At 73.3% G+C, this 26,510-nt stretch carries 22 protein-coding genes; 8 read left to right on the top strand and 14 right to left on the bottom strand.

Translation table 11 applies throughout. The features are described 5' to 3' along the window. The 10 genes from LOC65_RS10660 to LOC65_RS10615 form a co-directional block, all read right to left on the bottom strand. Positions 1 to 906, bottom strand: coding sequence for a DMT family transporter (locus LOC65_RS10660; RefSeq protein ID WP_164963782.1), 906 nt, complete (start codon positions 904 to 906; stop codon positions 1 to 3). Then, positions 906 to 2,543 carry a gamma-glutamyltransferase family protein gene (locus LOC65_RS10655; RefSeq protein ID WP_230247471.1) on the bottom strand — a complete coding sequence of 546 codons (1,638 nt, stop codon included), beginning with the start codon at positions 2,541 to 2,543 and terminating at the stop codon, positions 906 to 908. Before LOC65_RS10655 ends, LOC65_RS10660 begins: the two co-directional genes overlap by 1 nt. 60 nt (positions 2,544 to 2,603) lie before the next feature. Next, positions 2,604 to 4,196 carry an MFS transporter gene (locus LOC65_RS10650; RefSeq protein WP_230247470.1) on the bottom strand — a complete coding sequence of 531 codons (1,593 nt, stop codon included), beginning with the start codon at positions 4,194 to 4,196 and terminating at the stop codon, positions 2,604 to 2,606. Positions 4,197 to 4,643: 447 nt separating this feature from the next. After that, positions 4,644 to 6,158 (bottom strand): tripartite tricarboxylate transporter permease, encoded by a 1,515-nt coding sequence (locus LOC65_RS10645; protein WP_009858647.1) that lies wholly within the window; start codon positions 6,156 to 6,158, stop codon positions 4,644 to 4,646. 13 nt (positions 6,159 to 6,171) lie between these two features. After that, the gene (locus LOC65_RS10640; protein ID WP_009858646.1) at positions 6,172 to 6,633 is read right to left on the bottom strand and encodes a tripartite tricarboxylate transporter TctB family protein; all 462 of its coding nucleotides are present in this window, start codon (positions 6,631 to 6,633) and stop codon (positions 6,172 to 6,174) included. 97 nt (positions 6,634 to 6,730) lie between these two features. Further along, on the bottom strand, positions 6,731 to 8,497 hold the full coding sequence (locus tag LOC65_RS10635) for a GspE/PulE family protein (RefSeq protein ID WP_230247469.1): 1,767 nt from the start codon (positions 8,495 to 8,497) through the stop codon (positions 6,731 to 6,733). Next, positions 8,494 to 9,276 carry a hypothetical protein gene (locus tag LOC65_RS10630; protein WP_009858644.1) on the bottom strand — a complete coding sequence of 261 codons (783 nt, stop codon included), beginning with the start codon at positions 9,274 to 9,276 and terminating at the stop codon, positions 8,494 to 8,496. Before LOC65_RS10630 ends, LOC65_RS10635 begins: the two co-directional genes overlap by 4 nt. 6 nt (positions 9,277 to 9,282) lie before the next feature. Continuing rightward, entirely contained in the window at positions 9,283 to 12,066 is a 2,784-nt protein-coding gene (locus LOC65_RS10625; RefSeq protein ID WP_164963778.1) for a DUF3857 domain-containing protein, read from the bottom strand. Positions 12,067 to 12,140: 74 nt separating this feature from the next. Next, positions 12,141 to 12,638, bottom strand: a complete 498-nt coding sequence (locus tag LOC65_RS10620) for a DNA-deoxyinosine glycosylase (protein WP_009858642.1) — start codon at positions 12,636 to 12,638, stop codon at positions 12,141 to 12,143. Next, the gene (locus LOC65_RS10615) at positions 12,635 to 13,447 is read right to left on the bottom strand and encodes a TatD family hydrolase (RefSeq protein WP_230247468.1); all 813 of its coding nucleotides are present in this window, start codon (positions 13,445 to 13,447) and stop codon (positions 12,635 to 12,637) included. The genes LOC65_RS10620 and LOC65_RS10615 overlap by 4 nt, the downstream gene beginning before the upstream one ends. 88 nt (positions 13,448 to 13,535) lie before the next feature. On the opposite strand from LOC65_RS10615, the gene LOC65_RS10610 reads away from it, so the two are divergent. The 4 genes from LOC65_RS10610 (at position 13,536) to LOC65_RS10595 (ending at position 17,618) form a co-directional block, all read left to right on the top strand. Beyond that, positions 13,536 to 14,468, top strand: a complete 933-nt coding sequence (locus LOC65_RS10610) for a S1C family serine protease (RefSeq protein ID WP_230247467.1) — start codon at positions 13,536 to 13,538, stop codon at positions 14,466 to 14,468. 55 nt (positions 14,469 to 14,523) lie between these two features. Beyond that, positions 14,524 to 15,501, top strand: a complete 978-nt coding sequence (locus LOC65_RS10605) for a MoxR family ATPase (protein ID WP_230248280.1) — start codon at positions 14,524 to 14,526, stop codon at positions 15,499 to 15,501. Continuing rightward, positions 15,494 to 16,447 (top strand): DUF58 domain-containing protein, encoded by a 954-nt coding sequence (locus LOC65_RS10600; RefSeq protein ID WP_230247466.1) that lies wholly within the window; start codon positions 15,494 to 15,496, stop codon positions 16,445 to 16,447. The genes LOC65_RS10605 and LOC65_RS10600 overlap by 8 nt, the downstream gene beginning before the upstream one ends. Positions 16,448 to 16,586: 139 nt before the next feature. Then, on the top strand, positions 16,587 to 17,618 hold the full coding sequence (locus LOC65_RS10595) for a VWA domain-containing protein (RefSeq protein WP_230247465.1): 1,032 nt from the start codon (positions 16,587 to 16,589) through the stop codon (positions 17,616 to 17,618). 15 nt (positions 17,619 to 17,633) lie between these two features. Here LOC65_RS10595 and LOC65_RS10590 read toward each other — a convergent pair whose 3' ends face one another. The 4 genes from LOC65_RS10590 to LOC65_RS10575 all read right to left on the bottom strand — a co-directional run bounded on the left by LOC65_RS10590 (position 17,634) and on the right by LOC65_RS10575 (position 22,240). Beyond that, positions 17,634 to 18,404: a lysozyme gene (locus tag LOC65_RS10590; protein WP_009855560.1), complete on the bottom strand. Its 771-nt coding sequence runs from the start codon at positions 18,402 to 18,404 to the stop codon at positions 17,634 to 17,636. Positions 18,405 to 18,471: 67 nt separating this feature from the next. Next, positions 18,472 to 19,551 (bottom strand): PQQ-dependent sugar dehydrogenase, encoded by a 1,080-nt coding sequence (locus LOC65_RS10585; RefSeq protein ID WP_230247464.1) that lies wholly within the window; start codon positions 19,549 to 19,551, stop codon positions 18,472 to 18,474. A 47-nt stretch (positions 19,552 to 19,598) separates the two neighbouring features. Further along, positions 19,599 to 21,308 (bottom strand): single-stranded-DNA-specific exonuclease RecJ, encoded by a 1,710-nt coding sequence (gene recJ, locus LOC65_RS10580; RefSeq protein WP_230247463.1) that lies wholly within the window; start codon positions 21,306 to 21,308, stop codon positions 19,599 to 19,601. Further along, entirely contained in the window at positions 21,305 to 22,240 is a 936-nt protein-coding gene (locus LOC65_RS10575; RefSeq protein ID WP_230247462.1) for a hypothetical protein, read from the bottom strand. The genes recJ and LOC65_RS10575 overlap by 4 nt, the downstream gene beginning before the upstream one ends. 52 nt (positions 22,241 to 22,292) lie before the next feature. On the opposite strand from LOC65_RS10575, the gene LOC65_RS10570 reads away from it, so the two are divergent. The 4 genes from LOC65_RS10570 (at position 22,293) to LOC65_RS10555 (ending at position 26,500) form a co-directional block, all read left to right on the top strand. After that, positions 22,293 to 23,549 (top strand): lipoprotein-releasing ABC transporter permease subunit, encoded by a 1,257-nt coding sequence (locus LOC65_RS10570; protein ID WP_230247461.1) that lies wholly within the window; start codon positions 22,293 to 22,295, stop codon positions 23,547 to 23,549. Beyond that, on the top strand, positions 23,542 to 24,216 hold the full coding sequence (locus LOC65_RS10565) for an ABC transporter ATP-binding protein (RefSeq protein WP_009855555.1): 675 nt from the start codon (positions 23,542 to 23,544) through the stop codon (positions 24,214 to 24,216). Before LOC65_RS10570 ends, LOC65_RS10565 begins: the two co-directional genes overlap by 8 nt. Positions 24,217 to 24,247: 31 nt before the next feature. Next, positions 24,248 to 25,105 carry a 3',5'-nucleoside bisphosphate phosphatase gene (locus LOC65_RS10560; protein WP_230247460.1) on the top strand — a complete coding sequence of 286 codons (858 nt, stop codon included), beginning with the start codon at positions 24,248 to 24,250 and terminating at the stop codon, positions 25,103 to 25,105. Positions 25,106 to 25,219: 114 nt separating this feature from the next. Then, a complete protein-coding gene (locus tag LOC65_RS10555; RefSeq protein WP_164963770.1) occupies positions 25,220 to 26,500 on the top strand; it encodes a sensor histidine kinase in 1,281 nt (426 codons plus the stop codon). The last annotated feature ends 10 nt before the right edge of the window (positions 26,501 to 26,510 follow it).

Below are 26,510 nucleotides of genomic sequence, written 5' to 3'. Positions count from 1 at the left end.
TCAGCGTGCACGCGCCAGCAGCGTGATGCCGGCCAGCACCAGCGCCGTGCCGGCGACGATCCAGCCGTTGAACGGCTCGCCCAGCAGCACCACGCCCATCAGGATCGTCGACAGCGGCCCGATCATCCCGGTCTGCGCCGTCAGCGTCGGGCCGATGCGTTCGATGGCCATCATCACCATCAGCACCGGCGCCACCGTGCAGGCGGTGGCGTTGAGCACCGACAGCCACAGCACCGCCGGCGCCACCTCGGCCGCCGACAGCGGCCGCAGCACCAGGAACTGGGCGATGCACAGCACGCAGGCGACGCAGCTCGCCAGCCCGGTGAGGCGCATCGCGCCCAGCCGGCGCACCTCGGCGCCGCTGGCCACCAGGTAGATCGCGTAGCTCACCGCACTGCCGAAGACCAGCGCCGCGCCCAGCGCGGTCTGCGGCCCCGACAGCGTCACCTCGTGGCCGAAGACCAGCAGCACGCCGGCGTAGCTGACCGCCAGCGCCGCCAGCTGGCGCCAGCTCACGCGCTGGCGGAAGAACACGACGCCGAGGAACAGCACCAGCGTCGGGTTGAGGTAGAGGATCAGCCGCTCCAGGCTGGCGCTGATGTACTGCAGCCCGGCGAAGTCCAGCGTGCTGGCGAGGTAGTAGCCGCTGAAGCCCAGGCCCAGCACCACGCCCCAGTCGCGCCGCGTCAGCGCCGGCTTGCCGCGCCCGGCCCACCAGGCGATGGCCATGAACAGCGGCAAGGCGAACAGCATGCGGTACATGACCAGCGTGATCGCGTCGACGCCGTGACGGTAGGCCAGCTTGGCGATGATCGCCTTGCCCGAGAAGGCCACCGACCCGGCGGCGGCCAGCGCCAGGCCGGCGCCGACGGCGTTGGGCGCTGCCGTTCGGGGCTGGACACTCATCACCAGCCGGCGACCAGGCCGTCGCGGCGCGGGTCGCTGGCGGCGACGTAACCCTCGACCGCCGGGTCGCCCAGGCGCCAGATGAACTGGCCGGCGCCGAAGTCCTGGTAGCTGTCGTCGATGACGTCCAGCCGGTGGCCCAGCGCCGCCAGGCCCTGCACGACGGCCGGGTCCATCGCCGCCTCGACGTTGAGCTCCAGGCCGGCGTTGAAGCGCCAGCGCGGCGCGTCGCAGGCGGCCTGCGGGTTCTGGAACCAGTCGACCATGCGCAGCAGGGTCTGCAGATGGCCTTGGGGCTGCATGTTGGCGCCCATCACGCCGAAGCTCATCAGCGGCCGGCCGCCGGCGGTGACGAAGCCCGGGATGATGGTGTGGAACGGGCGTTTGCCCGGCGCCACGACGTTGGCGCTGCCGGGGTCGAGGCTGAAGGCGTGGCCGCGGTTCTGCAGCGACAGCCCCCACTCGGGCACGACGACGCCCGAGCCGAAGCCCATGTAGTTGCTCTGGATGAAGCTGACCATCATCCCGCTCTCGTCGGCGGCGGTGAGGTAGATCGTGCCGCCCTTGGCCGGGTTGCCGGCCTGGAAGTCCTGGGCGCGTTTCGGGTCGATCAGCTTCGCGCGGCCGGCCAGATAGTCGGGCGACAGCAGGTCGGCGGCCGACAGCGCCATCGCCGACGGCTCGGCGACGTGGCGGTAGACGTCGGCGAAGGCGAGCTTCATCGCCTCGATCTGCAGGTGGCGCGCCTCGATGCTGTCGGCGTGGTGTTCGGTCAGGTCGACGTGGCGCAGGATGCCCAGCGCGATCAGCGCCGCGATGCCCTGGCCGTTGGGCGGGATCTCGTGCAGCGTGACGCCGTGATAGTCCATCGCGATCGGCTCGACCCATTCGGGCACGTAGCCGGCGAAGTCGGCCAGCGTGTGCGCCCCGCCCTGGGCCTGCGACTGGCGCACCAGGCTCTCGGCGATCTCGCCGCCGTAGAAGGCTTCGCCGCGTGTCACGCCGATCGCACGCAGTGCACGCGCCGCACCGGGCAAGCAGAAGCGTTCGCCGATCCGCGGTGCACGGCCACGCGGCAGGAAGGTCTCGGCAAAACCGGGCTGCGAGGTCAGCGACGGCAGCTGCGCCGCCGCGACCCATTTGTCGCCGACGACGACCGGCACCGCGTAGCCGCGTTCGGCGATCTCGGCCGCGGGTTCGAGCAGCTGCGCAAGCGGCAGGCGGCCGAAACGTTCGGCCAGCGCGACCCAGGAGGCCACCGCGCCGGGCACCGTCACCGCGTCCCAGCCGCGGGCCGGCGGCGTGCGCGCGCCGTCGCCGTGGCGGCGGCGGAAGTACTCGGGCGTCCAGGCCGCCGGCGCACGGCCCGAGGCGTTCAGGCCGTGCAGGCGCTCGCCGTCCCAGAGGATGCAGAAGGCGTCGGAGCCCAGGCCGTTGCTGCAGGGCTCGACGACGGTCATCACCGCCGCCGTCGCGACCGCCGCGTCGACTGCGTTGCCGCCGGCGGCCATGATGCGCAGCCCGGCCTGCGCCGCCAGCGGATGCGAGGTGGCGACGAGGTTGCGCGCAAACACCGGCAGGCGCCGGCTGGCATAGCCGGCGCTCCAGTCGAAGAAGTCGGGCGAGGCGTAGTCCATCGGGCGATTGTCTCCAGCGGCGGCGGCGAGCGCGTGGCGCGGGCTTCGCCAGTCGTCAAGTCAGCCGCGGTGCGGCGGCGCCTCGCGGTCGGCGACGAAACGCCGCAACAGCGGCGGCTCGCTGCCGCGGTGCAGCGCGGTGCGGCGTGCACGCAGCCCGGCGTCCTCGGCGGTGAAGCGCTCCAGCCGGCGCTGGTGCTCGATCCAGTTCTCGTCGACGAAGTGCTCGACCCAGCGGCCGGGCTGCGCGGTGTCGCGGAACAGCGCCCACGACAGCGCGCCCTGGCGCAGCCGCGCCGCACGTGTCAGCTGCATCAACGCGGTGAACTCGGGCACGTCGGCGTCGTCGACCTGGTACTCGACGGTGACCATCACCGGCCCGGCGTCGGGCTCGATGTCGATCGCCGGCTCGGCGGCGGCGCGCGGCACCGCCGGCGTGAAGTCGGCGTCCTCGCCTTCGACCGACCAGCGCTGCGCCCAGGGCAGCAGCGCGGCGCCGAGCAGCGACGCCGCGGCGATCGCCTCGGCGACGCCGACGAGGCCCGCGAGCTTGCCGAAGGCCATCGCGCCGAAGGCCGTGCCGGCCATCAGTGCCATCTGGTAGATCGCCATGCCGCGCGCGCGCACCCAGTTCGGCAGCGCGAACTGCGCCGACATCGCCAGCGTGTTGGCCGTCGAGATCCAGGCCATGCCCGAGACGAAGACCGCCGGCACCGCCATCCAGAGCTCGGGCACGAAGGCGGCGATGGCCGCCGCCGCGGCCTGCACGATGCTGCCGTAGCGCACGAACTGGTCGCGGTTGAAACGCCGGCGCCAGCGCGGGAACAGCAGCGCCGCGCAGATCGCGCCGGCGCCCATGCTGGCCATCAGCAGCGTGAAGCTGCCGGCGCCGCCGCCCTCGAGCCCCTTGGCGACCAGCGGCAGCAACGCCAGCAGCGCGCTGGACTGCAGGAAGAACAGGAACACGCGCACGATGACGGCACGCATGCGCGGCGACTGGCGCACGTGCTGCAGCCCGACGCGCATCGCGCCGACGAACCGTTCGCCCGGCAGCGCGCTGGTGCGCGGCTCGGAGCGCCAGCGCAGGATCAGCACGAAGGCCACGCCGGCAAGCACCGCGTTGAGCACGAACACCGCCGCGGTGCCGGCCGAGGCCAGCAGCGCGCCGGCGACCACCGGGCCGACGACGCGCGACATGTTCATCGAGATGCCGTTGAGGGCCAGCGCCGCCGGCAGGTGCGCGCGGCCGACGACCTCGGGCACGATGGCCGAGAACACCGGCCAGCGCATCGCCAGCCCGATGCCGTTGAGGAAGGTGAGCAGCAGCAGCAGCGACGGCGTCAGCAGCCCGGCCACGGCCAGCGCGGCGATCAGCAGCGCCACCAGCGACACCCACATCTGCGTGCCGGCGAAGTACAGCCGCCGGTCGACGATGTCGGCCATCGCGCCGCTGGGCAGGCCGAGCAGGAACACCGGCAGCGTCGAGGCGGTCTGCACCAGCGCCACCATCGCCGGGCTGGTGGTCAGCGTCGTCATCAGCCAGGCGGCCGCGACGTCGTTCATCCACATCGTCATGTTGGCCGCCAGCCAGGCGAACCACAGCCCGCGGAAGACCGGGCCTTCCAGCGGGGCGAGTGCGGCGGGGAGCTTCAAGAACGCGGCGGACGACGTTGCGAGAGCCGCGAGCGTAGCGCGAGAGCGCTACACGCCGTGCGCGTGGGGGCGGCGGACGGGGGCAAGGGGTCAGGTCCCGCCGGCGGAAGGGGACCGGCGGAAGGGGTCAGGTCCCGCAGGACCTGACCCCAGCATTCAGCGGCGTACGCGGCGGAAGGGGTCCGGCGGAAGGGGTCAGGTCCCACAGGACCTGACCCCAGCATTCAGCGGCATACGCGGTGGAAGGGGTCCGGCGGAAGGGGTCAGGTCCCGCAGGACCTGACCCCGGCATTCAGCGGCATACGCGGTGGAAGGGGTCCGGCGGGAGGGGTCAGGTCCCGCAGGACCTGACCCCAGCATTCCCAGCATTCAGCGGCGTACGCGGCGGACGGGGTCAGGTCCCACGGGACCTGACCCCGGCATTCTGACCCCGGCATTCACCAGCATTCAATCCGCGTCCTGGAACGCCTCCTCGCGCTTGGACTTGATCGATGGCAGCATCACGATGATGACCATCAGCACCGCCGCGACGAGCAGGCCGGCCGACAGCGGGCGCGTCGCGAAGGTGGTCCAGTCGCCGCGCGACAGCAGCAGCGCACGGCGCAGGTTCTCCTCCATCATCGGCCCGAGGATGAAGCCCAGCAGCAGCGGCGCCGGCTCGCAGCCCAGCTTGTAGAACGCGTAGCCGGCGATGGCGAAGCCCGCGCCCATGAAGACGTCGAAGTTGTTGTTGTTCAGCGTGTACAGGCCGATGCAGCAGAAGACCATGATCGCCGGGAACAGGAAGCGGTAAGGCACCGTCAGCAGCTTGATCCAGATGCCGATCAGCGGCAGGTTCAGGATCACCAGCATCAGGTTGCCGACCCACATCGACGCGATCAGGCCCCAGAACAGCTGCGGGTCGCTGGCCATCACCTGCGGGCCGGGCTGGATGCCCTTGATCGTCATCGCGCCGACCATCAGCGCCATCACCGCGTTCGGCGGGATGCCCAGCGTCAGCATCGGGATGAACGAGGTCTGCGCGCCGGCGTTGTTGGCGCTCTCGGGGCCGGCGATGCCGCGGATGTTGCCCTTGCCGAACGGCACTTCGCCCGGCCGGATGCCCATCTTCTTCTCGACCGTGTAGGCCGCGAACGAGGCCAGCAGCGCGCCGCCGCCGGGCAGCACGCCGAGGATCGAGCCCAGCGAGGTGCCGCGCAGCACCGCCGGCCAGGCGTTGCGGAAGTCGTCGCGCGTCGGCCACAGGCCCTTCACGTCCTTCGTGAAGACCTCGCGCTTCTCGGCCGGCTGGCCGAGGTTGGCGATGATCTCGCCGAAGCCGAAGACGCCCATCGCGATGGCGACGAAGCTGATGCCGTCGGTCAGCTCGGGGATGTCGAAGCTGTAGCGCGGCACGCCGGAGATGACGTCGGTGTTGATCTGGCCGATCAGCAGGCCCAGCACGATCATCGCGATCGCCTTGACCAGCGAGCCCGAGGCCAGCACGACGGCACCGATCAGGCCCAGCACCATCAGGCTGAAGTACTCGGCCGGGCCGAACTTGAAGGCCAGCTCGGTCAGCGGCGGCGCGAAGGCGGCGATGATGATCGTGCCCACGCAGCCGGCGAAGAACGAGCCCAGGCCGGCGGCGGCCAGCGCCGGGCCGGCACGGCCGCGGCGGGCCATCTGGTAGCCGTCGATCGCCGTGACCACCGAGCTCGACTCGCCGGGCACGTTGATCAGGATCGCGGTCGTCGAGCCGCCGTACTGGGCGCCGTAGTAGATGCCGGCCAGCATGATCAGCGCCGGCGTCGCGTCCAGCGAGTAGATGCTGGGCAGCAGCATCGCGATCGTCGCCACCGGGCCCAGGCCCGGCAGCACGCCGATCAGCGTGCCCAGCAGCGCCCCGCCGAAGGCGTAGGCGAGGTTTTCGAGCGTGAAGGCGACGCCGAAGCCGAGCGCCAGGTTGTTCAGCAGATCCATCTCGTCGCCTTCCTCAGCCCAAGAACGCCGGCCACAGCGGGATCGTCAGGCTCAGGCCCTTGATGAAGATCGCCCAGCTGCCCGCCGTCAGCACGACGGCGCTGATCAGCGCGTCGCGCCAGTGGAACTCGTCGCCGGCGGCCGCCGAGATCACGACCAGCAGCGGGATCGCGATGAACATGCCCAGGTGCGGCAGCGCGAAGCCGAACACGACGACCGAGCCGACGATGATGGCCAGCGGCTTGAACGCCCAGCGGCCGATCGGGTCGCCGTCCTCGGTGGCGATGGTCAGTGCCTTGAACAGCACCATCGAGCCCAGGATCGCGAGCAGGATGCCGAGGCCGAACGGGAAATAGGCCGGCCCGGGCCGTGCGGCGCTGCCGAAGCTGTACTCCTGCGCGCCCCAGGCGAACCCGACGCCGACGGCGACGAACATCAGGCCCGACCAGAAATCCTTCTGGCTCTTGATTTTCAAGGGGTGTCTCCTCCAGCCAAAGCGTGGCGGATTCTGGCAGCGCACCCCGGCGGCGCCGATGTGGATATCACGTAAGCCGGCGTCGGCGCCGGCCGCGTCAGTTCAGCGACGGCGTGCTGCGCAGCACTTCCTCGATCGTCGTCAGCCCTTCGGCGACCTTCATCGCGCCGGCCAGGCGCAGCGGCCGCATGCCGCCCTTGATGCCCTGGCGGCGCAGCGCGTCGGCGTCCAGCGTCGGGTGCACGTGGGCGCGTGAACCCTCGTCCATCACCAGCAGCTCGTACAGCCCGGCGCGGCCGCGGTAGCCGGTGTGGCGGCACTCCAGGCAGCCCACCGGCTTGTAGGCGCGCACGCCGCCGGACAGCCGCCAGGGCTTGACCATGGCCTCCAGCGCCTCGCGCGAGGCGCCCTCGTCGGGCTGCCGACAGGCCGGGCACAGCGTGCGCGTCAGGCGCTGGGCGAGCACGCCGATGACGGTGGCCGAGATCAGGTACGGCGGCACGCCCAGGTCGGCCAGCCGGGTGATCGCGCTGGCCGAGTCGTTGGTGTGCAGCGTGCTGAAGACGAGGTGGCCGGTGAGCGCCGCCTGGATCGCCATCTCGGCGGTCTGCAGGTCGCGGATCTCGCCGACCATGATGATGTCCGGGTCCTGGCGCATCAGCGCCCGCAGCCCTTCGGCAAAACCCATGTCGATCGCCGGCTGGACCTGGGTCTGGTTGAACGCCGGCTCGATCATCTCGATCGGGTCCTCGATCGTGCAGACGTTGACCGTCTCGTTGGCCAGCGCCTTCAGCGTCGCGTACAGCGTCGTCGTCTTGCCGCTGCCGGTGGGGCCGGTGACGAGGATGATGCCGTGCGCGCGCCCGGTCAGCTCCTGCCAGGCGCGGGCCTCGGCGGCGCCGAAACCCAGCGCCTCGACGCCCTTGACCACGGTCTCGGGGTCGAAGATGCGCATCACCAGCTTCTCGCCGAAGGCCGTGGGCATCGTCGACAGCCGCATCTCGACCTCGCCGCCGCCCTCCGGCCTCAGGGTCTTGATGCGCCCGTCCAGCGGCCGGCGGCGCTCGACGACGTCCATGCGGCCGAGCAGCTTGATGCGCGCGACCATCGCGCCCATCACCGTCAGCGGCACCTGGTAGACGGTGTGCAGCACGCCGTCGATGCGAAAGCGGATCGCGCCCATCTCGCGCCGCGGCTCGAGGTGGATGTCGCTGGCGCGCTGGTCGAAGGCGTACTGCCACAGCCAGTCGACGACCTGCACCACGCCCTGGTCGTTGGCGTCCAGCGTGCCCTTGGCGCGGCCGAGCTCGACCAGTTGCTCGAAGCTGGCCGCCGCCGACACCTCGCCGCTCTTCTGCGCCGCCCTCACCGACTTGGCCAGGGCGTAGAACTCGGTCGTGTAGCGGCGCACGTCCTCCGGGTTGGCGACGACCAGCCGCAGCGTGCGCCGGGTGTGGGCCTCGATCTCGGGCACCCAGGCGACGTCGAAGGGCTCGGCGGTGGCCACCGTGACCTCGGTCGGCGACACCGCCACCGGCAGCGCCCGGCGGCTCTCGGCGTAGTGCACGCTCATCACCTCGGCGACACGGCCGACGTCCACGCGCAGCGGGTCGATGCGCAGATAGGGCATGCCGGCGCGGCCGGCCAGCCAGGCGGTCAGCGCCTCGGTGTCCAGCGCCTCGCCGCTGCCGGCACGCACCAGCCCCGCGCCGCCCAGACGCACCAGCGCGTGCAGGCTGGAGGCGCCGGCGCCGAAACGCCGCACCACGCGCTCGGCATCGGCCGGCGTGATCCAGCCGTCGTCGCGCAGCCAGTCGAGCAGCTGGCGCCAGTCGAGCCTTCCACGCGGGGTCTTGCGGTTCATCGTGCCTCTCGTGCGGGTTGCGGCCCGGCGTAGGGCCTGAGCATGCGCAGCCACTTGCGCGCCGGCAGGCCGTAGGCGCCGAAACGCGCCTCGATTGTCGCGGCGCGTTCGGTCAACACGTTGCGCGCCGGCATCTCGACGTGACGGCCGGCGACGACGACGGTGTTGCCCTCCTTCGTCGGCCGCAGGCTCCAGACCTGGTCGGCGCCGAAGACCGCGGCGATGCGCGTGATGCTGCGCTCGAAGCTGGCGTCGCGGCCGAAGAGGTTCACGCTCATCAGGCCGCCGTCCTCCAGCACGGCGCGGCAGCCGGCGTAGAAGTCTTCGTCGTCGAGCACCGGCGCGGCGGCCTCGTGGTCGTAGAGGTCGACGTGCAGCAGCTGCACGCTCTGCGGCTCGGCCTGCTCGTGCAGCCAGCGCCCGGCGTCGGCCACCACGACGTCGGCCTCGGCCGGCAGGTGGAACCAGTTGCGGCAGACGGCGACGACCTGCGGGTTGAGCTCGACCACCGTGGTCGGCATGCGCAGCGCCTTGTGCGTGAAGCGCGTGATCGCCGCCGCGCCCAGCCCGAGCTGCAGCGCGCGCCCCTGGCCGATGGCCTCGGTGGGCAGCCACAGCAGGCTGGCGAGCATGCGCTGCACGTACTCGAGCTCGACGACCTGGGGCTTGCGGATGCGCATCGCGCCCTGCACCCAGATCGAGCCCAGGTGCAGGTAGCGCACGCCGTCGGATTCGCTCAGCGTGGCTTCGGGCAGGGAGAAAGTCTCTTGTTCGGACATCGGGGATCAGCGTGCGCCGTCCAGGCGCTGGAGTTCGAGCCGGGACATCCCGTACTCGATGAATTCGGTCACGCCGGTGTCGACGGCGCGGCGGAAGTGGCGGCGCGCGGCGGCGCGGTCGCCGTCGAGCAGCGCCTTCTGCCCGGCGAAGAACTGCAGCTCGCATTCGCGCCCCGGGTCGGCACGGCCGCCCTCGCGCGTGGCGGCGAGCGCGTCGTCGTAGCGGGCCTCGCCGGCCAGCCAGCGTGTCACCGGGTGCGGCCAGGCACGTTCACCGGCCGGCGCCACCTGGCGCAGCGTGGCGACGCCGTCGTCGCCGGCGCGGCGCGCGGCCAGGTACAGCCAGATCGGCGCATAACCGGCCTCGCGCACCGAACGGTCCTTCAGCGCGGCCTCGAAGCCGGCGCGCGCCGCGGCAGCGTCGCCGCGCAGGTAGGCGGCGCGGGCCCGGGTCTGCAGCGCGTCCAGGTCGCCCGGGGCACGGCGCAGCGCTTCGCCGGCCCGCTGCTCGGCTTCGTCGTAGGCGCCGCGCATCAGCGCGTTGACCGCCGCGGCGGCATGGGTGGCCGCCGGCTCCGGGTCCAGGGCCAGCGCGGCCTGGAAGTCGGCGCGCGCGGCGTCGAGTTCACCCAGGTGGTCGAGCAGCATCGCGCGCTCGACCAGCGTCTGCGCCCGCAGCGCCGGCGCAAGGCGGTCGCCGGCGAGCACGGTGTCCAGCAGCACGCGGCGGCCGAGCGCCTCGCGCTGGACCTCGGTGACGATGCGCAGGCGGCCGGCACGCAGCTCGGCGTCGAGCGCGGCGTAGCGGGCGCGCATCGTGTCGGCCTGGGCAGGCGTCACCGCCGGCACCTGCACCGTGCCGGCCAGGCGGCCGAAGGCGCGCACCAGGCGCTCGCGGTAGGCCGGGAACTCGGCCGCGCCGACGCGGTCCTGCAGCATCTCCAGATCGGCCTCCAGACGCTGCGACTGCGGCGCCGTCTCGGCGCGCAGCTGCAGGCGGAAGGCCGGCGCCGACTCCTCGGCGCGCGAGCTGCCGCTGCGGCCGAAGGTCGGCTGCTCGAAACGGAACTCGACGCTCTGGCGGTAGCGCCCGGGGCTGGCCAGGCGCAGGCCGCGCGCGCGGTCCGAGCCGTCGGGCAGGCGCAGCACCGACATCGGCAGCGGCAGGCCGTAGTCGGTGACGAAGACCCGCTGCTCGGGGAAACGCCAGGCCGGCGGCAGCGTGTAGCGCTGCACCAGGCGCACCGCGTTGCGGCCCGGCACGTCGGTCATCTCCAGCGCGCCGTCGGCCGCCAGCCCCGGATACAGGCGCAGATGGTCGGCGCGCAGGTCGCGCTCGAACTCGTCGGCCCCGCGCGCGGCGCGCTGGGCGCGCAGCGCCTCGGCGATGTCGCCGTAGAAGGTCTGCACCGACTCGAAGGCGGCCGGCTGGGCGAGCGAGGCGAAGCGCAGCACGTCCTCGCCCTCGGCCTGCAGCCGGCCCTGGGTGCCGGGCAGCTCGACCAGCGCCGTCGCGTCGGCACGTGCCGGCAGGCCCCAGCCCAGGCCGCGCGCGATGCGTTCGTCCAGCGGCCCGGTCTGCAGCGAACGGGTCGGGTCGACGAGCAGGCTGCGGCCTTCGGGCTGCAGCTCGGCGACGACGTGGTCGAAGGCCAGCGGGCTGGGCAGCATCGCCGCGACGTCGCGGCGCATCGTGCTGGACACCAGCACCGGCGTCGCGCGCACGCCGGCGGCACGCGCCAGCGCGCCAAGCAGCACGACCTTGTCCTTGCAGTCGCCGTAGCGCTGCGCCAGCGTCTGCGCGGCCGGCGCCGGACGGTGCGAGCTGGCGCCGATCTCGGTGCCGAAGTAGCGCACCTGGGTCTGCACGAAGTCCAGCATCGCCAGCAGACGCGCCTCGCGGTCGGCGCCGCGCAGCGCCTCGGCCTGCGCCGAGACCTCGGCCGAGGGCCGCAGCGCGGGCTCGAACAGGGTCTCGGCCCAGCGCGCGACGTCGGCCCAGTCGGCGAACTCGCTGAGCTGCAGCATGTCGTCCAGCCAGCTGTCGGCCGGCGCATACGCGTCCTCGACGAAACGCGGCACCCCGCGGCGGCGGAACTCGGTGATGCGCAGGCCGTCGGCGCTGCGGCCGGCGTCACTGACCTCGGCCGCGCCCGCACGGTGGCGGATGTGGCGCTGCGCCGGCGCCAGCAGGCGGTAGCGGTACAGCCCGGTCGGGCCCAGGCCGTGGCGGGACCAGTCGACCTGGACGAAGCGGCCGTCGAACACCGGGTTGTCGCCGACCAGCGTGTAGGCGAACTCGATGCGGTCGCCGACACGCACGTCGTCCAGCACGATGGAGGCCGTGCGGCGGCCGTCCAGGCGCTGCTGCTCGAGGCCGGTCTCGCGGTCGAGCAGGCGCACGCGGCGCGCGGCCAGCTTGTCGATGCGCGCACCGCCGCGGCGCAGTTCCAGCCGGTGCAGCGTCAGGCGCTCGTAGCTCGGGTCGAACTCGATGCTGATCTGCGACGCGTTCTCCAGGCCGCTGGCGTCGCGCACCTGGCGCACGACGTGGCGGTAGCGCTCGCTGGGCCCGCGCCCGGCCGGCAGGCGGGTCTGCTGGTCGACCAGCAGCACCTGCAGCGGCGCCGCCGGCAGGCCGGCGTCCAGGCCGCTGGCCGACATCGGCTGCACCCAGGCCGGCTCGCGGCCGATCTCGAAACCGGCCGTCTTCGGCGCCGCTGCCGCCGCCCCGGCGGCCAGCAGGCCCGCCGCCAGCGCTGCCCACCAGCGCCTCCACCCTCGTGACATCTTCGGGATCTCCCTGCACTTGCTCTTGCCGCCGCATTGTGACCGGGCCCCGGCGCCGGGCCGCCGGCGCGCGCTCAGGCCAGGCCGTGGGCGGCGAAGACCTCGCGCCAGGCGGCGAGCTTGCGCTCGAAGCTCCAGCTGGCGTTGGCCGGGCTGGTGGACGGCAGGCGCAGCGTGGCGAGCCCCAGCGCCTGCAGCCGGCGCATCGTGCGCGCCGACTCGCCGCCGTTGTGCGCCACCGCCTGCAGCCCCGGCGCCAGGCGGCGCAGCGCGGCGAAGTCGTTGAGCTCGGGTTGCTCGATCGCCGTGTCCAGGCTGCCCTCGCGGCGGCACGCGGCGTAGACGTCCCAGAGGCCCAGGCCGTGGCGCAGCATCTCCTGCAGCCGCTCCGGGTACGGCAGCGCACGCAGGTCCAGGCCCCACAGCGCCGACAGGATGGGCCAGAACTGGTTGCGCGGATGGGCGTAGTACTGCCCGGCGGCCAGCGACGCGACGCCGGGAAAGCTGCCGAGCACCACCAGGCGGGTGCGCGCGTCGGCCACCGGCGCCAGGCCGACGAGGCGGGCGTTCACAGCGCGGCCAGCCGCGGCAGCGCGGCCACGGCGTTGGCCGTCGTCACCGCGGCGGTGTGCTCGGCGGTCCAGCCGCGCAGCGCGGCCAGCGTGCGCGCGATGCGCGGAAGCTCGGCGGGCTCGTTGCGCCCCGGCGCGGCGCCGGCCTCGCGCTCGGCGGCGCTGCGGTACAGCCACTGCGGCGGGATGTCGGGGGCGTCGGTCTCCAGCACCGGCACGGTCTCGGGCAGCGTCGCGGCCAGGCGGCGGATCTGCAGCGCACGCTCGAAACTCATCGCGCCGCCGAAACCCAGGCGCAGCCCGAGCGCGGCGAACTGCGTCGCCTGCGCGTCGCTGCCGTTGAAGGCATGCGCGATGCCGCCCGCCACCTCGACGCGGCGCAGCCCGTGCAGCAGCAGGTCGGCCGAGCGCCGCACGTGCAGGATCACCGGCAGGCCGGCGTCGCGCGCCAGCGCCAGCTGGGCCAGGTAGAAGCGGCGCTGGCGCTGCAGATCCAGGCCGGGCACGAACAGGTCCAGCCCGATCTCTCCGACGGCCACCAGGCGCGGGTCGTCACGGTGGCGGCGCAGCTCGTCGGCCAGGCGCTGCAGATCCTCGTCGGCGGCGCGGCCGACGTACAGCGGGTGGATGCCCAGCGCATAGGCCAGGCCGTGGCGCTGCGCCAGTTCGCGCACGGCGCCGAAGTTCGCCGCCTCGACCGCCGGGATCACCTGCATCACGACACCGGCGCTGCGCGCGCGGGCGACGACGGCGTCGCGGTCGGCGTCGAATTCCGCGGCGTCGAGATGGCAATGCGTGTCGATCCACATGGCGCGATGATGCCGCCAACACCGGGTTCGCCCGGCCGGCCGGACGTGTTACCGTCTCCGGCGGTTCCCGGTGCAGGAGCCCACGACGATGAAGAAGGCACCGCTCTACAGCCGTTCGCGCCGGCCCGCCGAGGCCGCAGCGCCCGTCGCCGCGCCGCCACCGGCCGCCGCGCCGGAGGCGGCCGTGCCCGCAGCCGCAGCATCGGCCCGTCGACGCCGCGTGCCGGCCGAGGCGCTGTGGGCGGCTGCGGGCGCCGCGGTCGCCGTGCTCGCGCTGCTGGTCACCGGGCCGTTGCACCCGGGCGCCCGCGTGCTGACGCAGGACGACATCGACGCCGCGGTGCGTGCCTCGCTCGAGAAGGAGCCGCTGCCGTCGGCCGCGGCCAAGGCCTACGAAGCCGTCGCGCCGTCGGTGGTGCGGGTCGTCGGCCTGATGGACGAACACGACGACGGCCGCCGGCTCGACGACTCCGAACGTGCGCTGCAGCGCAGCCTGGGCACCGGTGTCGTCGTCATCGACAACGGCACCATCCTGACCAACCTGCACGTCGTCTGGGGCGCGCACCGGGTGCGCGTGACCTTCGCCGACGGCACCGAGTCGCGTGCCCGCCTGGTCGGCGTGCAGACCGAGAACGACCTCGCGGTGCTGCGTGCCGACCACGTCCCCGACGACCTGGCCGCGGCGACGATGCGCAGCACCGCCGACCTGCGCCCGGGCGACCACGTCATCGCTGTCGGCAACCCCTTCGGCATCGGCCCGTCGACGAGCTACGGCATCGTCTCGGGGCTGAACCGCGAGTTCCGCTCCGAAGAGGGCAAACGCACGCTGAGCAACCTGATCCAGTTCGACGCCGCCGCCAACCCCGGCAACTCGGGCGGCCCGCTGGTGACGATGGACGGCCAGGTGGTCGGCATCGTCACCGCCATCCTGAACCCCTCGGAGCAGCGCACCTTCGTCGGCATCGGCTTCGCCGTGCCGATCGAGAACGCCGCGGCCGCCGCCGGCATGCCGCCGTTCTGAGGCCGCCCTTACGGAGACCCCCTTGACGCCCGCAAACGAAGCCACCCCGGCGCTGATGGAACGCCTGCTGTACGAGGTCAAGCGGGTCGTCGTCGGCCAGGACCGTTTCCTCGAGCGGGTGCTCGTGGCGCTGCTGGCGCAGGGCCACCTGCTCGTCGAAGGCGTGCCCGGCCTGGCCAAGACGCTGACCGTGAAGACGCTGGCGCGCGCCGTGCGCGGCAGCTTCAAGCGCATCCAGTTCACGCCCGACCTGGTGCCGTCGGACCTCGTCGGCACGCGCATCTACAACCAGAAGACCGGCGAGTTCTCGACCTCGCTGGGCCCGGTGTTCGCCAACCTGGTGCTGGCCGACGAGATCAACCGCGCGCCGGCCAAGGTGCAGAGCGCGCTGCTGGAGGTGATGCAGGAGCGCCAGGTGACGATCGCCGGCGAGAGCCACCGCGTGCCCGAGCCCTTCGTCGTGATGGCGACGCAGAACCCGATCGAGACCGAAGGCACCTACCCGCTGCCCGAGGCCCAGGTCGACCGCTTCATGATGAAGGTGCTGGTCGACTACCCGAGCGAGGAAGAGGAGTTCGTCATCGCCCAGCGCGTGACCGGCCCGGCCGTCGAGATCGACGCGGTGGCCGACACCTTCGCGCTGGCCGCGCTGCAGCGCCAGTGCCGCGAGGTCTACGTCGACCCGGCGCTGATCCAGTACGCGGTGAAGCTGGTCTCGGCGACGCGCACGCCGGCGCGCCACGACCTCGCCGAGCTCGGCCGGCTGATCACCTACGGCGCCAGCCCGCGCGCGACGATCGGCATGATCGAAGGCGCACGGGCGCTGGCGCTGCTCGCCGGCCGGCGCTACGCGCTGCCCGAGGACGTTGCCGGCATGGTCGCCGACGTGATGCGCCACCGTCTGGTGCTGAGCTACGAGGCGCTGGCCGAAGGCGTGACGGCCGACGCCATCGTTCAGCGCGTGATGAAGAAGATCGCGCCGCCGGACAAGCCGCTGGCCGGTGGCCGTTTCGACGGGAGCGCCGGTGCCTGAGTCGGCCGAGCACCTGCTGCGCCGCCTGGAGTGGACGGTGCTGCGCCGCCTGGACGGCGTGCTGCAGGGCGACTGGCGCACGCTGCTGCGCGGCGCCGGCGTCGACCTCGCCGACCTGCGTGAATACCAGCTCTTCGACGACGTGCGCCACATCGACTGGAACGTCACCGCGCGGCTGCAGCAGCCCTACGTGCGCCAGTTCGTCGAGGACCGCGACCTCAGCGCCTGGTTCCTGCTCGACCTGTCGCCCAGCGTCGACTTCGGCTCCGGCGGGTGCAGCAAGCGCGAGGTCGCGCAGGGTTTCGTCGGCGCGCTGGCACGGGTCTTCACGCGCCACGGCAACCGCGTCGGCGCGGTGCTCTACGGCCGCAAGGTCGAGCACGTGCTGCCGCCGTCGGCAACCCGCCGCCACGTGCTCGAACTGCTGCGCCGCATGCAGGCGCCCGCGACGCCCCTGCCCGGCAGCACGCCGACGTCGCTGGCCGAGCTGCTGGACACCGCCGGCGGCATCCTGCGCCGGCGCTCGATGGTCTTCGTCGTCTCCGACTTCATCAGCACGCCCGGCTGGGACCCGGCGCTGGGCCGGCTGGCGCGCCGCCACGAAGTGGTCGCGGTGCGGGTGCTCGACCCGGCCGAGAGGGCGCTGCCCGACGTCGGCCTGGTCACCGTCGAGGACGCCGAGACCGGCGAGCAGCTGTTCGTCGACGCCGCCGACCCCGAGTTCCGCGCCCGCCACGACGCGCTCGCCGCCGAGCAGGAAGAGCGCCTGCGCGCGGCGCTGTTCGAGTCCGGCGCCGACGTGCTGGAACTCGCGACCGACGAGGACCTGCTCGACGCGCTGCTGCGTTTTGCCGACCTGCGCCGCCAGCGCGCGCGGCTGAAGGCCTCGCCGCGGCTGCCGGCGCATCTGCGCGAACGGGCGGAGCCGTTGGGGGCCGGGGCATGAGCCCTCAGGACTTGTCCGGGGCTCATTCCCGCTTGGCGGGACCGGCCGCCAGGCCGAAGGGTGCCCCAGTGAGCCCTCAGGACTTGTCCGGGGCTCATTCCCGCTTGGCGGGATCGGCCGCAGGCCGGAGGGTGCCCCAATGAGTTTTCTGTGGCCGCAGATGCTGCCGGCGCTGGCCCTGCTGCCGGTGCTGGTGCTGCTGTACCTGTGGATCCTGCGCCGGCGCCGCCGCGCGACGGTGCGCCTGGCGAGTGTCGCGATCGTCAAGCAGGCGCTGGGCAAAGGCCCGGGCTGGCGCCGCCACGTGCCGCCGGCGCTGCTGGCACTGGCGCTGGCGGTGCTGCTGCTGGCGCTGGCGCGGCCGACAGCGACGCTGACGCTGCCGATGGCCGAACGCACGATCATCCTGGCGATGGACGTCTCGGGCAGCATGCGCGCCGAGGACGTCAAGCCCAACCGGCTGGTCGCCGCGCAGGAGGCGGCGCGCGCCTTCGTCGAGTCGCTGCCGCGCGAGGTGCGCGTCGGCGTCGTGTCCTTCGCCGGCACCGCCGCCGTCGTGCAGGCGCCGACGACCAGCCGCGACGACGTCTTCGCCGCGATCGAGCGTTTCCAGCTCCAGCGCGGCACCGCGATCGGCAGCGGCATCGTGCTGTCGCTGGCGACGATCTTCCCCGACGCCGGCATCGACATCCAGCAGATCACCGGCCAGCGCACGATGCCGCGCATGCTCGGCGATCCGGAGAAGAAGACCGAGTTCACGCCGGTGCCGCCGGGCTCCTACGGTTCGGCGGCGATGATCCTGCTGACCGACGGCCAGCGCACGACCGGCCCAGACCCGATCGACGCCGCGAAGATGGCCGCCGACCGCGGCATCCGCGTCTACACGGTGGGCGTCGGCACGACGCAGGGCGAGATCATCGGCTTCGAGGGCTGGTCGATGCGCGTGCGCCTGGACGAGGACACGCTGCGCCAGATCGCGCAGATGACGACCGGCGAGTACTTCTACGCCGGCACCGCCGAGGATCTGAAGAAGGTCTACCAGCGCCTGGGCTCGCGCATGGTCGTCGAGCGCAAGGAGACCGAGATCACGGCGCTGTTGGCCGGGCTGGGCGCGCTGCTCGCGCTGGCGGCCTCGGCGCTGTCGCTGTGGTGGTTCGGGCGCGTCGCCTGACGCGCCCGGCCCGGTTCAGGCGGGCGTCGGCTCGGAGCGTTTTTTCGCCCGCTTGGCGGTGGCGCGCCGCGGTTTGGCCGGCAGCTGCAGGCCCAGCGGGTCCTGCGTGGCCAGCACCGCGCCGCGTGCCGCGCGTCGGCGCGGCGCGGTGTTGGCGGCCTCCTGCTCGCGCTCGACACGGCGTGCAATCGAACGCTCGGCCAGCGGCAGCACGACGGCGCCGCGCACCGTGCGCACCCCGCCGGCGGCACGCCAGTTCTCGCCCAGGAACAGCGCCCGCTCGGCGCGGCGCCGCCGCGTCAGCCCCGGCAGCGGCTGGAGCACGCCGTCGACACGCGCCTTGTCCCAGACCAGGAACTGATCGGCGGCCCCGGCGGCGTCGCCGGCGTTGAGCTTCTTCAGCAGTGTCGACTTCAGCAGGCTGCCGGCGCCGAGGTTGAAGACGAAGCTGACCAGCGCGCCGAACTGCGCGTCCGACAGCGGCACCGTCACCAGCCGCTGCACGTCGCGGCAGGCGTCGAGCAGGTCGGCGCGCAGCAGCGTCTCGGCCTGGGCGCGCGTGATGCCGCCCGGGTAGGCGGCACGCGCCTGCTCGCGCGCGGCCGGCCCGCGCAGCCAGCGGCCGGCGTGGTCGGCGATCGCATGGCCCCAGCCGATGGTCCAGATGCCGACCGGGTCGAGATAGGCGTCGACGTTGACCGTGCTCGGGTCGCCGTCGGGGATGCCCTCGAAGCTCTTGACCAGTTCCAGCCCTTCGTCGGGCATGTCGCGCAGCGTTGCCGGCATCGTCGCCTCCTTCCGAAGAAGGAAGCCATTGTTCGCGGCACGCTTCAGGGCGCAATCCCCTGCTGCGTCAGCGCTCCAGGCGCCAGAGTTCGCCGTCGCGGCCGTCGGTCAGCACGTAGAGCCAGCCGTCGGGGCCCTGGCGCAGGTCGCGGATGCGCTGGCCCATCGGCAGACGCTGCTCGTCGACGACGCGGCGGCCGTCCAGCGTCAGCCGCACCAGGGCTTCGCCGCGCAGCGCGCCCAGCATCAGGCTGCCACGCCAGCCCGGGTAACGATCGGAGGTCACGAAAGCAATGCCGCTGGGCGCGATCGACGGCACCCAGACCTTCAGCGGCTGCTCGAAACCGGGCCGCGGCCCTTCGTCGCCGATGCGCGTGCCGGTGCCGTAGTTGCGGCCGTAGGTCAGCAGCGGCCAGCCGTAGTTGCGCCCGCCCTCGACGACGTTGACCTCGTCGCCGCCCTGCGGGCCGTGTTCGCTGGCCCACAGCTCGCCGCTGGCCGGGTGCAGCGCCGCGCCCTGCACGTTGCGGTGGCCCAGGCTCCAGACCTCGGGCGCCCAGCCGGCGCGGCGCGGGTTGTCGGCCGGCGCGCGGCCCTCGCGGTCCAGGCGCACGAACTTGCCGAGGTGGTTGCCCGGCAGCTGGGCGTCGTCGCGGCGCGAGAAGCGGTCGCCCAGGCCCACGGCCAGCGTGCCGTCGCGCAGGAAGACGATGCGCGAGCCGCAGTGGGCGCGGCTGGAGACGCCCGGCTGCTGGACGAAGATCGTGCGCACCTCGGTCAGCCGTTCGCCGACCAGCCGGCCGCGCGCCAGCGCCGTCGCGTTGCCTTCGCCCTGCAGCGCGGCGTAGGTCCAGAACACCAGCCCGTTGCGTTCGAACTCGGGGTCGACGGCGACGTCGAGCAGCCCGCACTGGCCGCGCACGTCGACCGCCGGCAACCCGGCCAGCGGCGGCGACAGCGTGCCGTCGCCGCGCAGCAGGCGCAGCCGGCCGACCTTCTCGGTGACCAGCGCCCGGCCGTCGGGCAGGAAGGCCAGCGCCCAGGGATGGTCCAGCCCACGCGCGACGACCACCGGGCGCAGCGCCTCGGCGGCGGACACGGGCGCCACGAACGCGGCGACGACGGCGAACAGGGCGAGGCGTTTCATGGCCCGGATACTGCCGCGGATGGCGGCAACCTTGTGCCGCCGGGGTCTCAGGCCGCCGCCTCGACCACCATCTGCACGCGCTGCTGGCCGTTCCACTCGTCCAGCGACAGCCGGTAGGCCAGGCGCAGGCGCTCGGGCAGCGGCTCGGCATGGCCGAACCAGATCGCGTCGCGCAGCACGCTGCCGTGGCGCAGGCGCAGCTTGGTGTGCTTCTCGCCGACCAGGCGCTGCTGCACGACCTGCACCTCGTCGCAGAACACCGGCGCCTCGAAACCCTGGCCCCAGACCTGGGACTCGAGCAGCGCCACCGTCTTCGTGTCGAACCACTGCGGCTCCAGCGGGCCGTCGACGGCCAGCCGGCGCTCCAGCGTCGCCGCGTCCAGCCATTCGCCGGCGACGGCGCGCAGCGCCTGCTCGAAGGTCTCGAAACCACCTGCGGCCAGCGTGCAGCCGGCGGCCATCGCGTGGCCGCCGAAGCGCAGCAGCAGCCCGGGGTGGCGCTTGGCGACGAGGTCCAGCGCGTCGCGCAGGTGAAAGCCCGGGATCGAGCGCCCGGAGCCCTTGAGCGTGCCGTCGGCGCCGCAGGCGAAGGCGAAGGTCGGCCGGTGCAGCCGGTCCTTCAGCCGGCCGGCGACGATGCCGACCACGCCTTCGTGGAAACCGGGGTCGAACAGCGCGACGGCCGGCGGCGTGTCGGCGCTGCCGTAGCGCTCGACGGTCGCTTCGGCGGCTTCGCGCATGCCGGCCTCGACCTCGCGGCGCTCGCGGTTGATGGCGTCGAGCTGCGCCGCGAGTTCGGCGGCGCGCATCGGGTCGTCGCTCAGCAGGCACTCGATGCCCAGCGTCATGTCGGCCAGGCGCCCGGCGGCGTTGATGCGCGGGCCGAGCGCGAAGCCGAAGTCGAAGGACGCGGCACGCTCGGGCGCCCGGCGCGCGACGGCGAACAAGGCCGCGACGCCCGGCTGCATGCGCCCGGCGCGCACGCGCGCCAGACCCAGGCCGACGAGGCGGCGGTTGTTGGCGTCCAGACGCACGACGTCGGCCACCGTGCCCAGCGCCACCAGGTCGAGCAGCGACTCCAGCCGCGGCTGCGTCGCGGCATCGAAGCGCCCGCGCGCACGCAGCTCGGCGCGCGCGGCCAGCAGCACGTAGAAGACGACGCCGACGCCGGCCAGCGCCTTGCTGTCGAAGGCGCAGCCGGGCTGGTTCGGGTTGACGATGACGTCGGCGGCAGGCAGCACGACGCCCGAGGCGTCCATCGCCGGCAGGTGGTGGTCGGTGACCAGCACCGCGAGGCCGAGCGAACGCGCGTGCGCCACGCCTTCGAGGCTGGCGATGCCGTTGTCGACGGTGACCAGCAGGTCCGGGCGCTTCTCGCGCGCCAGCTCGACGATGGCCGGCGTCAGCCCGTAACCGTGCACCGCGCGGTCGGGCACGACGTAGTGCAGGTGTTCGCGGCGCGCGCCGAGCATCGCCAGGCCGCGCAGCGCGACGGCGCAGGCGGTGGCGCCGTCGCAGTCGTAGTCGGCGACGACGCAGATGCGGCCGCCGCCGGCGACGGTGTCGGCCAGCAGCCGGCCGGCCTCGGCGGCGCCGCGCAGCGCGTCGGGGCGCAGCAGGCGCGAAGGATGGGTGTCGAGCTCGTCGGCGGCGCGCACGCCGCGCGCGGCCAGCAGCCGCGCCAGCAGCGGGTGCACACCGGCCTGTTCGAGCGCGAAGGCCGCACGCGGCGGCACGTCGCGGGATTGCAGGATCACAGGGTCTCCAGAAGCTCGTGCGGCGACGGGCGCGCCAGGCGGGCGCGCAGCGACTGCCAGGCGCCGCCGGCTTCGCAGGCCACCGACGAACGTTCGCCGCACAGCGTCAGCTTGATGGCCTGGCCGCGTGCGCGGGCGGCCAGCAGTTCGGCGACCGGGCCGGCGTCCAGCGTCTGCCAGGCCTGGCACCACGCGGCCCAGTCTTCGTTCAGCGCCGGGCCGCGAAGCCGGGTGTCGACCGTCGGCACGCGTCCGCGCACCGGCTGCGCCGAGCCGCAGCCGCTGAGCCAGAAGGAGTTGACGGTGGGCAGGCCGCGCGCCTCGCGTTCGTCGTTCAGCGGGTGCGTGTACAGCAGCATCTGCACCTCGTTCTGCAGCCGGCGCACGAGGCGCACCTCGGGCTGCTCGGTCAGCCAGGCGTCGACGTGGCGGCCGATGACCCGGTCGGGTGACGCGGTGCGCAGCTCGGCCAGGCTCTCGTGCGCCAGATACCAGCGCAGCGGCGCGCCCCAGCGCAGCAGGCAGCCCTCGCTGGTGAACAGCGGAGCCACGGCCTCGAAGAAGGCGCGCGACGCGGCCTCGTCCAGCGCCAGCCCGGCCGGGTCCAGGAAGCTGATCTGCTCGGTGCCCAGGTGCCAGTGCGCCGGCGTCAGTTCGCCCCAGGCGAGGTCGCCGAGGTCGGTGGCGCCGTCCTGGGCGGCATGCCAGGCGGCCCAGGGCAGCTGGCCGTCGCCGCCGGCGAAACCGAGCGCGAGCGCCAGCGCACGCTCGTGCGGCGGGCTGAAGCTGGTCTCGACGCCGTCGTCGTGCACGCGCGCCGGCAGGCGGGCGAGCAGTTCACGCAGCCGCGGCAGCTCCAGGCTGCGCAGCGCGGCGCGTCCGGCGTCCGACAGCGGCGCCGCGAAGGGAACGATCAGGTGCACGGCGCGCATTATCCGGCGCCGCCCGAGGGAGACGCGGCCGCCGGGTTAGCATCGCCGCCCCATGAACCTGCCTTACGAGTGGCACGTCGGCTGGCGCTACACGCGCGCCGGACGCGCCGGCCGGCGCAACGGCTTCATCTCGTTCATCTCCGCGATCTCGGTGCTCGGCATCACGCTCGGCGTGGCCGCGCTGATCATCGTGCTCAGCGTGATGAACGGCTTCCAGAAGGAAGTGCGCGACCGCATGCTGAGCGTGATCTCGGCCGTCGAGATCCACGAGGCCGGCGGCGGCGCCCTGCCCGACTGGCAGGCCACCGCGGCCGCGGCGCGGGCCAGGCCCGAGGTCGTCGGCGCGGCCCCCTTCGTCGCCGCGCAGACCCTGGTCGGCCGCGGCGACGTGCTGCGCGGCGCCGTCGTGCGCGGCATCGAGCCGGCGGCCGAAGCCGAGATCACCGAGCTGGCGCAGCGCCTGCGCGACCGCGAGCTGGCGGCGCTGCAGCCCGGCCAGTGGCATGCGGTGATCGGCGCCGAACTCGCGCGGCTGCTGGGCGTGCGCGTCGGCGACACGATCACGATCGCCGCGCCGGGCGGCCAGTTCACGCCGGCCGGCGTCGTGCCGCGGCTCAAGCAGTTCACCGTCAGCGGCACCTTCGAGGCCGGGCACTACGAGTACGACAGCGGCCTGGTGCTGATCGCGCTGGACGACGCCGCGCGCCTGTTCCAGACCGGCGGCCCGACCGGCGTGCAGCTCAAGCTGGCCGACGTGCACCAGGCACGCCGCGTCGGCGACGAGCTCGCCCAGGCGCTGGGCCCGTCGGTCGTCGTGCGCGACTGGACGCAGACCAACCGCAACTGGTTCGACGCGGTGCAGGTCGAGAAGCGCATGATGGCCATCATCCTGACGCTGATCGTCGCCGTCGCCGCCTTCAACCTCGTGTCGACGCTGGTGATGACGGTGACCGACAAACGCGCCGACATCGCCATCCTGCGCACGCTGGGCGCCAGCCCGCGCTCGATCATGGGCATCTTCATCGTCCAGGGTGCGACGGCCGGCATCATCGGCACCTTCGGCGGCGTCGCGCTGGGCCTGCTGGTGGCCTTCAACATCGACGTCATCGTGCCGGCACTCGAACGCCTGCTGGGCGTGGCCTTCCTGCCCGGCAGCATCTACGTCATCAGCCGCATGCCCAGCGAGCCGATGATGGCCGACATCGTGCCGATCGCCGTCGTCTCGCTGCTGCTGGCCTTCGTCGCCACGCTGTACCCGAGCTGGCGCGCCAGCCGCGTGAACCCGGCCGAGGCGCTGCGTTATGAGTGAACACGATCCCGACCGCGTGCTCGAGGCCGTCGAGCTGCACAAACGTTTCCACGAAGGTGATCTCGACGTCACGGTGCTGCGCGGCGTCAGCCTGCAGGTCAGCCGCGGCGACACGCTGGCCATCGTCGGCGCCTCGGGCTCGGGCAAGAGCACGCTGCTGCACCTGCTCGGCGGCCTGGAGCGGCCGACGTCCGGCCGCGTGACGCTGATGGGCCGCGACTTCGCGACGATGGACGCCGCCGAACAGGGCCGCTGGCGCAACCGGCACCTGGGCTTCGTCTACCAGTTCCACCACCTGCTGCCCGAGTTCAGCGCGCTGGACAACGTGGCGATGCCGCTGCGCATCCGGCGCGAGAGCCCCGAAGCCGCGCGCGACGCGGCGCAGCGCATGCTGGCCGCCGTCGGCCTGGCCGCGCGGGTGGCGCACCACCCGGCGCAGCTGTCCGGCGGCGAACGCCAGCGTGTCGCGATCGCCCGCGCGCTCGTCACGCGGCCCGCCTGCGTGCTCGCCGACGAACCCACCGGCAACCTCGACCGCGGCACCGCCGGCGCCGTCTTCGACCTGATGCTGGGCCTGTCGCGCGAGCAGGGCACGGCCTTCGTCGTCGTCACCCACGACGAATCGCTGGCGGCACGCTGCGGGCGCACGATGACCCTGGCGCGCTGAACACCGCGGCCGCTTCCTAGAATCCCCGGCGGTGCACCTGATCAACGCCGACCTCCACTCGCATTCCGACGTCTCCGACGGCACGCTGGACCCGGCCACGCTCGCCGAGCGTGCGCATGCCCGCGGCGTCGAGCTCTGGGCGCTGACCGACCACGACGAGCTGGGCGGCGTCGCCCGCGCCCGCGAAGCGGCGCTGGATCTCGGCCTGGACTTCCTCGCCGGCTGCGAGATCTCGGTGACCTTCGCCGGCGAGTCGGTGCACATCGTCGGCCTCGGCGTCGACCCCGCCGACGAGGCGCTCGTCGCCGGGCTGCACTCGATCCGCGCCGGGCGCCGCGAGCGCGCCGAACGCATGGGTCAGGCGCTGGCCGCGGTCGGCATCCGCGGCGCCTTCGAAGGCGCGCTGCGCTACGTCGGCAACCCCGATCTGATCTCGCGCACCCACTTCGCGCGCTGGCTGGTCGAGGCCGGCTACTTCGCCGAGACGCACGAGGTCTTCCGCCACTACCTGGCCGCCGGCAAACCCGGCCACGTGCCGCATCACTGGGCCGGGCTGGGCGATGCGGTGCGCTGGATCACCGGCGCCGGCGGCGTCGCGGTCATCGCGCATCCGGCGCGCTACCGCTTCTCGCCGACGGCCGAGTACGCGCTGTTCAGCGAGTTCGTCGCCCATGGCGGGCATGCCGTCGAGGTCGTCACCGGCAGCCACACCACGGCCGAGCAGCTGCAGTACGCCGACACCGCGCTCGAGTTCGAGCTGCTCGCCTCGCGCGGCAGCGACTTCCATTCGCCCGACGAGAGCCGCGTCGACCTCGGCGCCCTGCCCGACCTGCCCGGGCGGCTGACGCCGGTGTGGCAGGCGCTGGCCGGGCGCATCCAGCGCCGCTGAGGCGCGCGGCGGGCGCGGCCGGCACGACCGCCGATGGAGCGGCTTCGTCCCCGCCGCGGCGGTGTTCGTCGCGGCGCCGCCCGCAGGCGACGGCTGCCGCTACGCTCTCGGACCATGACCCCGACCGTGCCGACACTGGACCAGCCGCTGCCCGCCGAACTGACCGGCCTGCACCACGGCTGGTTCACGCGCTACCGCCGCTGGCCGGTGTTCAGCCCGAACTGGGTGCGCCAGCGCTGGCTGCACATCGGCGTGGTGCTGCTGCTGTCGCTGTCGCCGATGTTCATCGGCGTCTTCTCGACCGACAACCCGGCCAACCGGCCCTGGCTGGGGCTGGCCGAACTGGTGCTGGTGATGCTCGCCGCCGCCGCGGCCGGCCCGCTGCTGGGGCTGTGGGTGCGCCGCCGCGGCTGGGACGAGCGCCGCGAGTGGTGGGGCCTGGTCGCGGCGATCGCCGCCGTCGTCGCCACGCTGCTGCTGTTCCAGGCCTACGCCGCCGAGCCGCTGAAGCAGTACGTCGCCGAGCACACCGGCGACGTCGACGAACACGGCAAGCGCCGCCGCATCGTGATGATGATCGGCATGACGATCCGCACGCCGGACGACCCGGTGAAAGAACAGCAGGCGCAGGAGGAGCAGCAGGACCCGGTGCGCTCGACGCTGGACTACGTGGTGCGCGGCACGATCATCTTCCTGCTCGCCGGCGGCCTGGGGCTGCGCGGCTGGCGCCGCGAACGCGAGGGCCTGGCCGCGCTGGCACGCGAACGTGCGCTGGCCGAGGCCCAGGCGCAGCGGCGCGAGGCCGAGCTGCGGCTGTCGGTGCTGGCGGCGCAGGTCGAGCCGCACTTCGTCTTCAACACGCTGGCCGGCGTGCGCAGCGCCATCGCCACCGACCCGGCGCGTGCGGCGGAGATGATCGACCGCCTGGTCGAGTACCTGCGCGCCTCGATTCCGCGGCTGCGCAGCGACGGCTCGGCCCAGGCCACCGTCGGCGGCCAGTTCGAGATCGTGCGTGCCTACCTCGGGCTGATGGCCGCGCGCATGCCGCGGCTGGCCTGGTCGGTGCAGGCCGACGAGGCGCTGCTGCGCCACCGCTTCCCGCCGCTGATGCTGATCTCGCTGGCCGAGAATGCCGTCAAGCACGGCGTCGAACCGAAGATCGGCCCGGTGCGCGTGGACCTGCGCGCCGAACGCACCGACGACGGCCGGCTGGCGCTGGTCGTCGAGGACGACGGCGCCGGCTTCGGCGCCTCGACGGCCGGCACCGGGCTGGGGCTGGCCAACATCCGCGAGCGCCTGGCGCAGCTGTACGGCGAGCGCGCCGCGCTGACGCTGAAGGCGCGCCCCGGCGGCGGCGTCTCGGCGACGATCACGGTGCCGCTGGAAGAATCCTGAAGGACGCACG

The sequence above is a fragment of the Rubrivivax sp. JA1055 genome, from assembly GCF_020966565.1.
In the GTDB taxonomy this organism is placed as follows: Bacteria; Pseudomonadota; Gammaproteobacteria; order Burkholderiales; family Burkholderiaceae_C; genus Rubrivivax; species Rubrivivax benzoatilyticus.
Note: the sequence above shows the minus strand (reverse complement) of the source record. Positions and strands in the feature narration are given on the sequence as shown.

Excerpts from the sequence above, each read along its gene's own strand:
- LOC65_RS10660 (WP_164963782.1), bottom strand. The coding sequence starts at position 906 with ATGAGTGTCCAGCCCCGAACGGCAGCGCCCAACGCCGTCGGCGCCGGC.
- LOC65_RS10655 (WP_230247471.1), bottom strand. The coding sequence starts at position 2,543 with ATGGACTACGCCTCGCCCGACTTCTTCGACTGGAGCGCCGGCTATGCC.
- LOC65_RS10645 (WP_009858647.1), bottom strand. The coding sequence starts at position 6,158 with ATGGATCTGCTGAACAACCTGGCGCTCGGCTTCGGCGTCGCCTTCACG.
- LOC65_RS10635 (WP_230247469.1), bottom strand. The coding sequence starts at position 8,497 with ATGAACCGCAAGACCCCGCGTGGAAGGCTCGACTGGCGCCAGCTGCTC.
- LOC65_RS10630 (WP_009858644.1), bottom strand. The coding sequence starts at position 9,276 with ATGTCCGAACAAGAGACTTTCTCCCTGCCCGAAGCCACGCTGAGCGAA.
- LOC65_RS10625 (WP_164963778.1), bottom strand. The coding sequence starts at position 12,066 with ATGTCACGAGGGTGGAGGCGCTGGTGGGCAGCGCTGGCGGCGGGCCTG.
- LOC65_RS10615 (WP_230247468.1), bottom strand. The coding sequence starts at position 13,447 with ATGTGGATCGACACGCATTGCCATCTCGACGCCGCGGAATTCGACGCC.
- LOC65_RS10610 (WP_230247467.1), top strand. The coding sequence starts at position 13,536 with ATGAAGAAGGCACCGCTCTACAGCCGTTCGCGCCGGCCCGCCGAGGCC.
- LOC65_RS10605 (WP_230248280.1), top strand. The coding sequence starts at position 14,524 with ATGGAACGCCTGCTGTACGAGGTCAAGCGGGTCGTCGTCGGCCAGGAC.
- LOC65_RS10595 (WP_230247465.1), top strand. The coding sequence starts at position 16,587 with ATGAGTTTTCTGTGGCCGCAGATGCTGCCGGCGCTGGCCCTGCTGCCG.
- LOC65_RS10590 (WP_009855560.1), bottom strand. The coding sequence starts at position 18,404 with ATGCCGGCAACGCTGCGCGACATGCCCGACGAAGGGCTGGAACTGGTC.
- LOC65_RS10585 (WP_230247464.1), bottom strand. The coding sequence starts at position 19,551 with ATGAAACGCCTCGCCCTGTTCGCCGTCGTCGCCGCGTTCGTGGCGCCC.
- LOC65_RS10575 (WP_230247462.1), bottom strand. The coding sequence starts at position 22,240 with ATGCGCGCCGTGCACCTGATCGTTCCCTTCGCGGCGCCGCTGTCGGAC.
- LOC65_RS10570 (WP_230247461.1), top strand. The coding sequence starts at position 22,293 with ATGAACCTGCCTTACGAGTGGCACGTCGGCTGGCGCTACACGCGCGCC.
- LOC65_RS10565 (WP_009855555.1), top strand. The coding sequence starts at position 23,542 with ATGAGTGAACACGATCCCGACCGCGTGCTCGAGGCCGTCGAGCTGCAC.
- LOC65_RS10555 (WP_164963770.1), top strand. The coding sequence starts at position 25,220 with ATGACCCCGACCGTGCCGACACTGGACCAGCCGCTGCCCGCCGAACTG.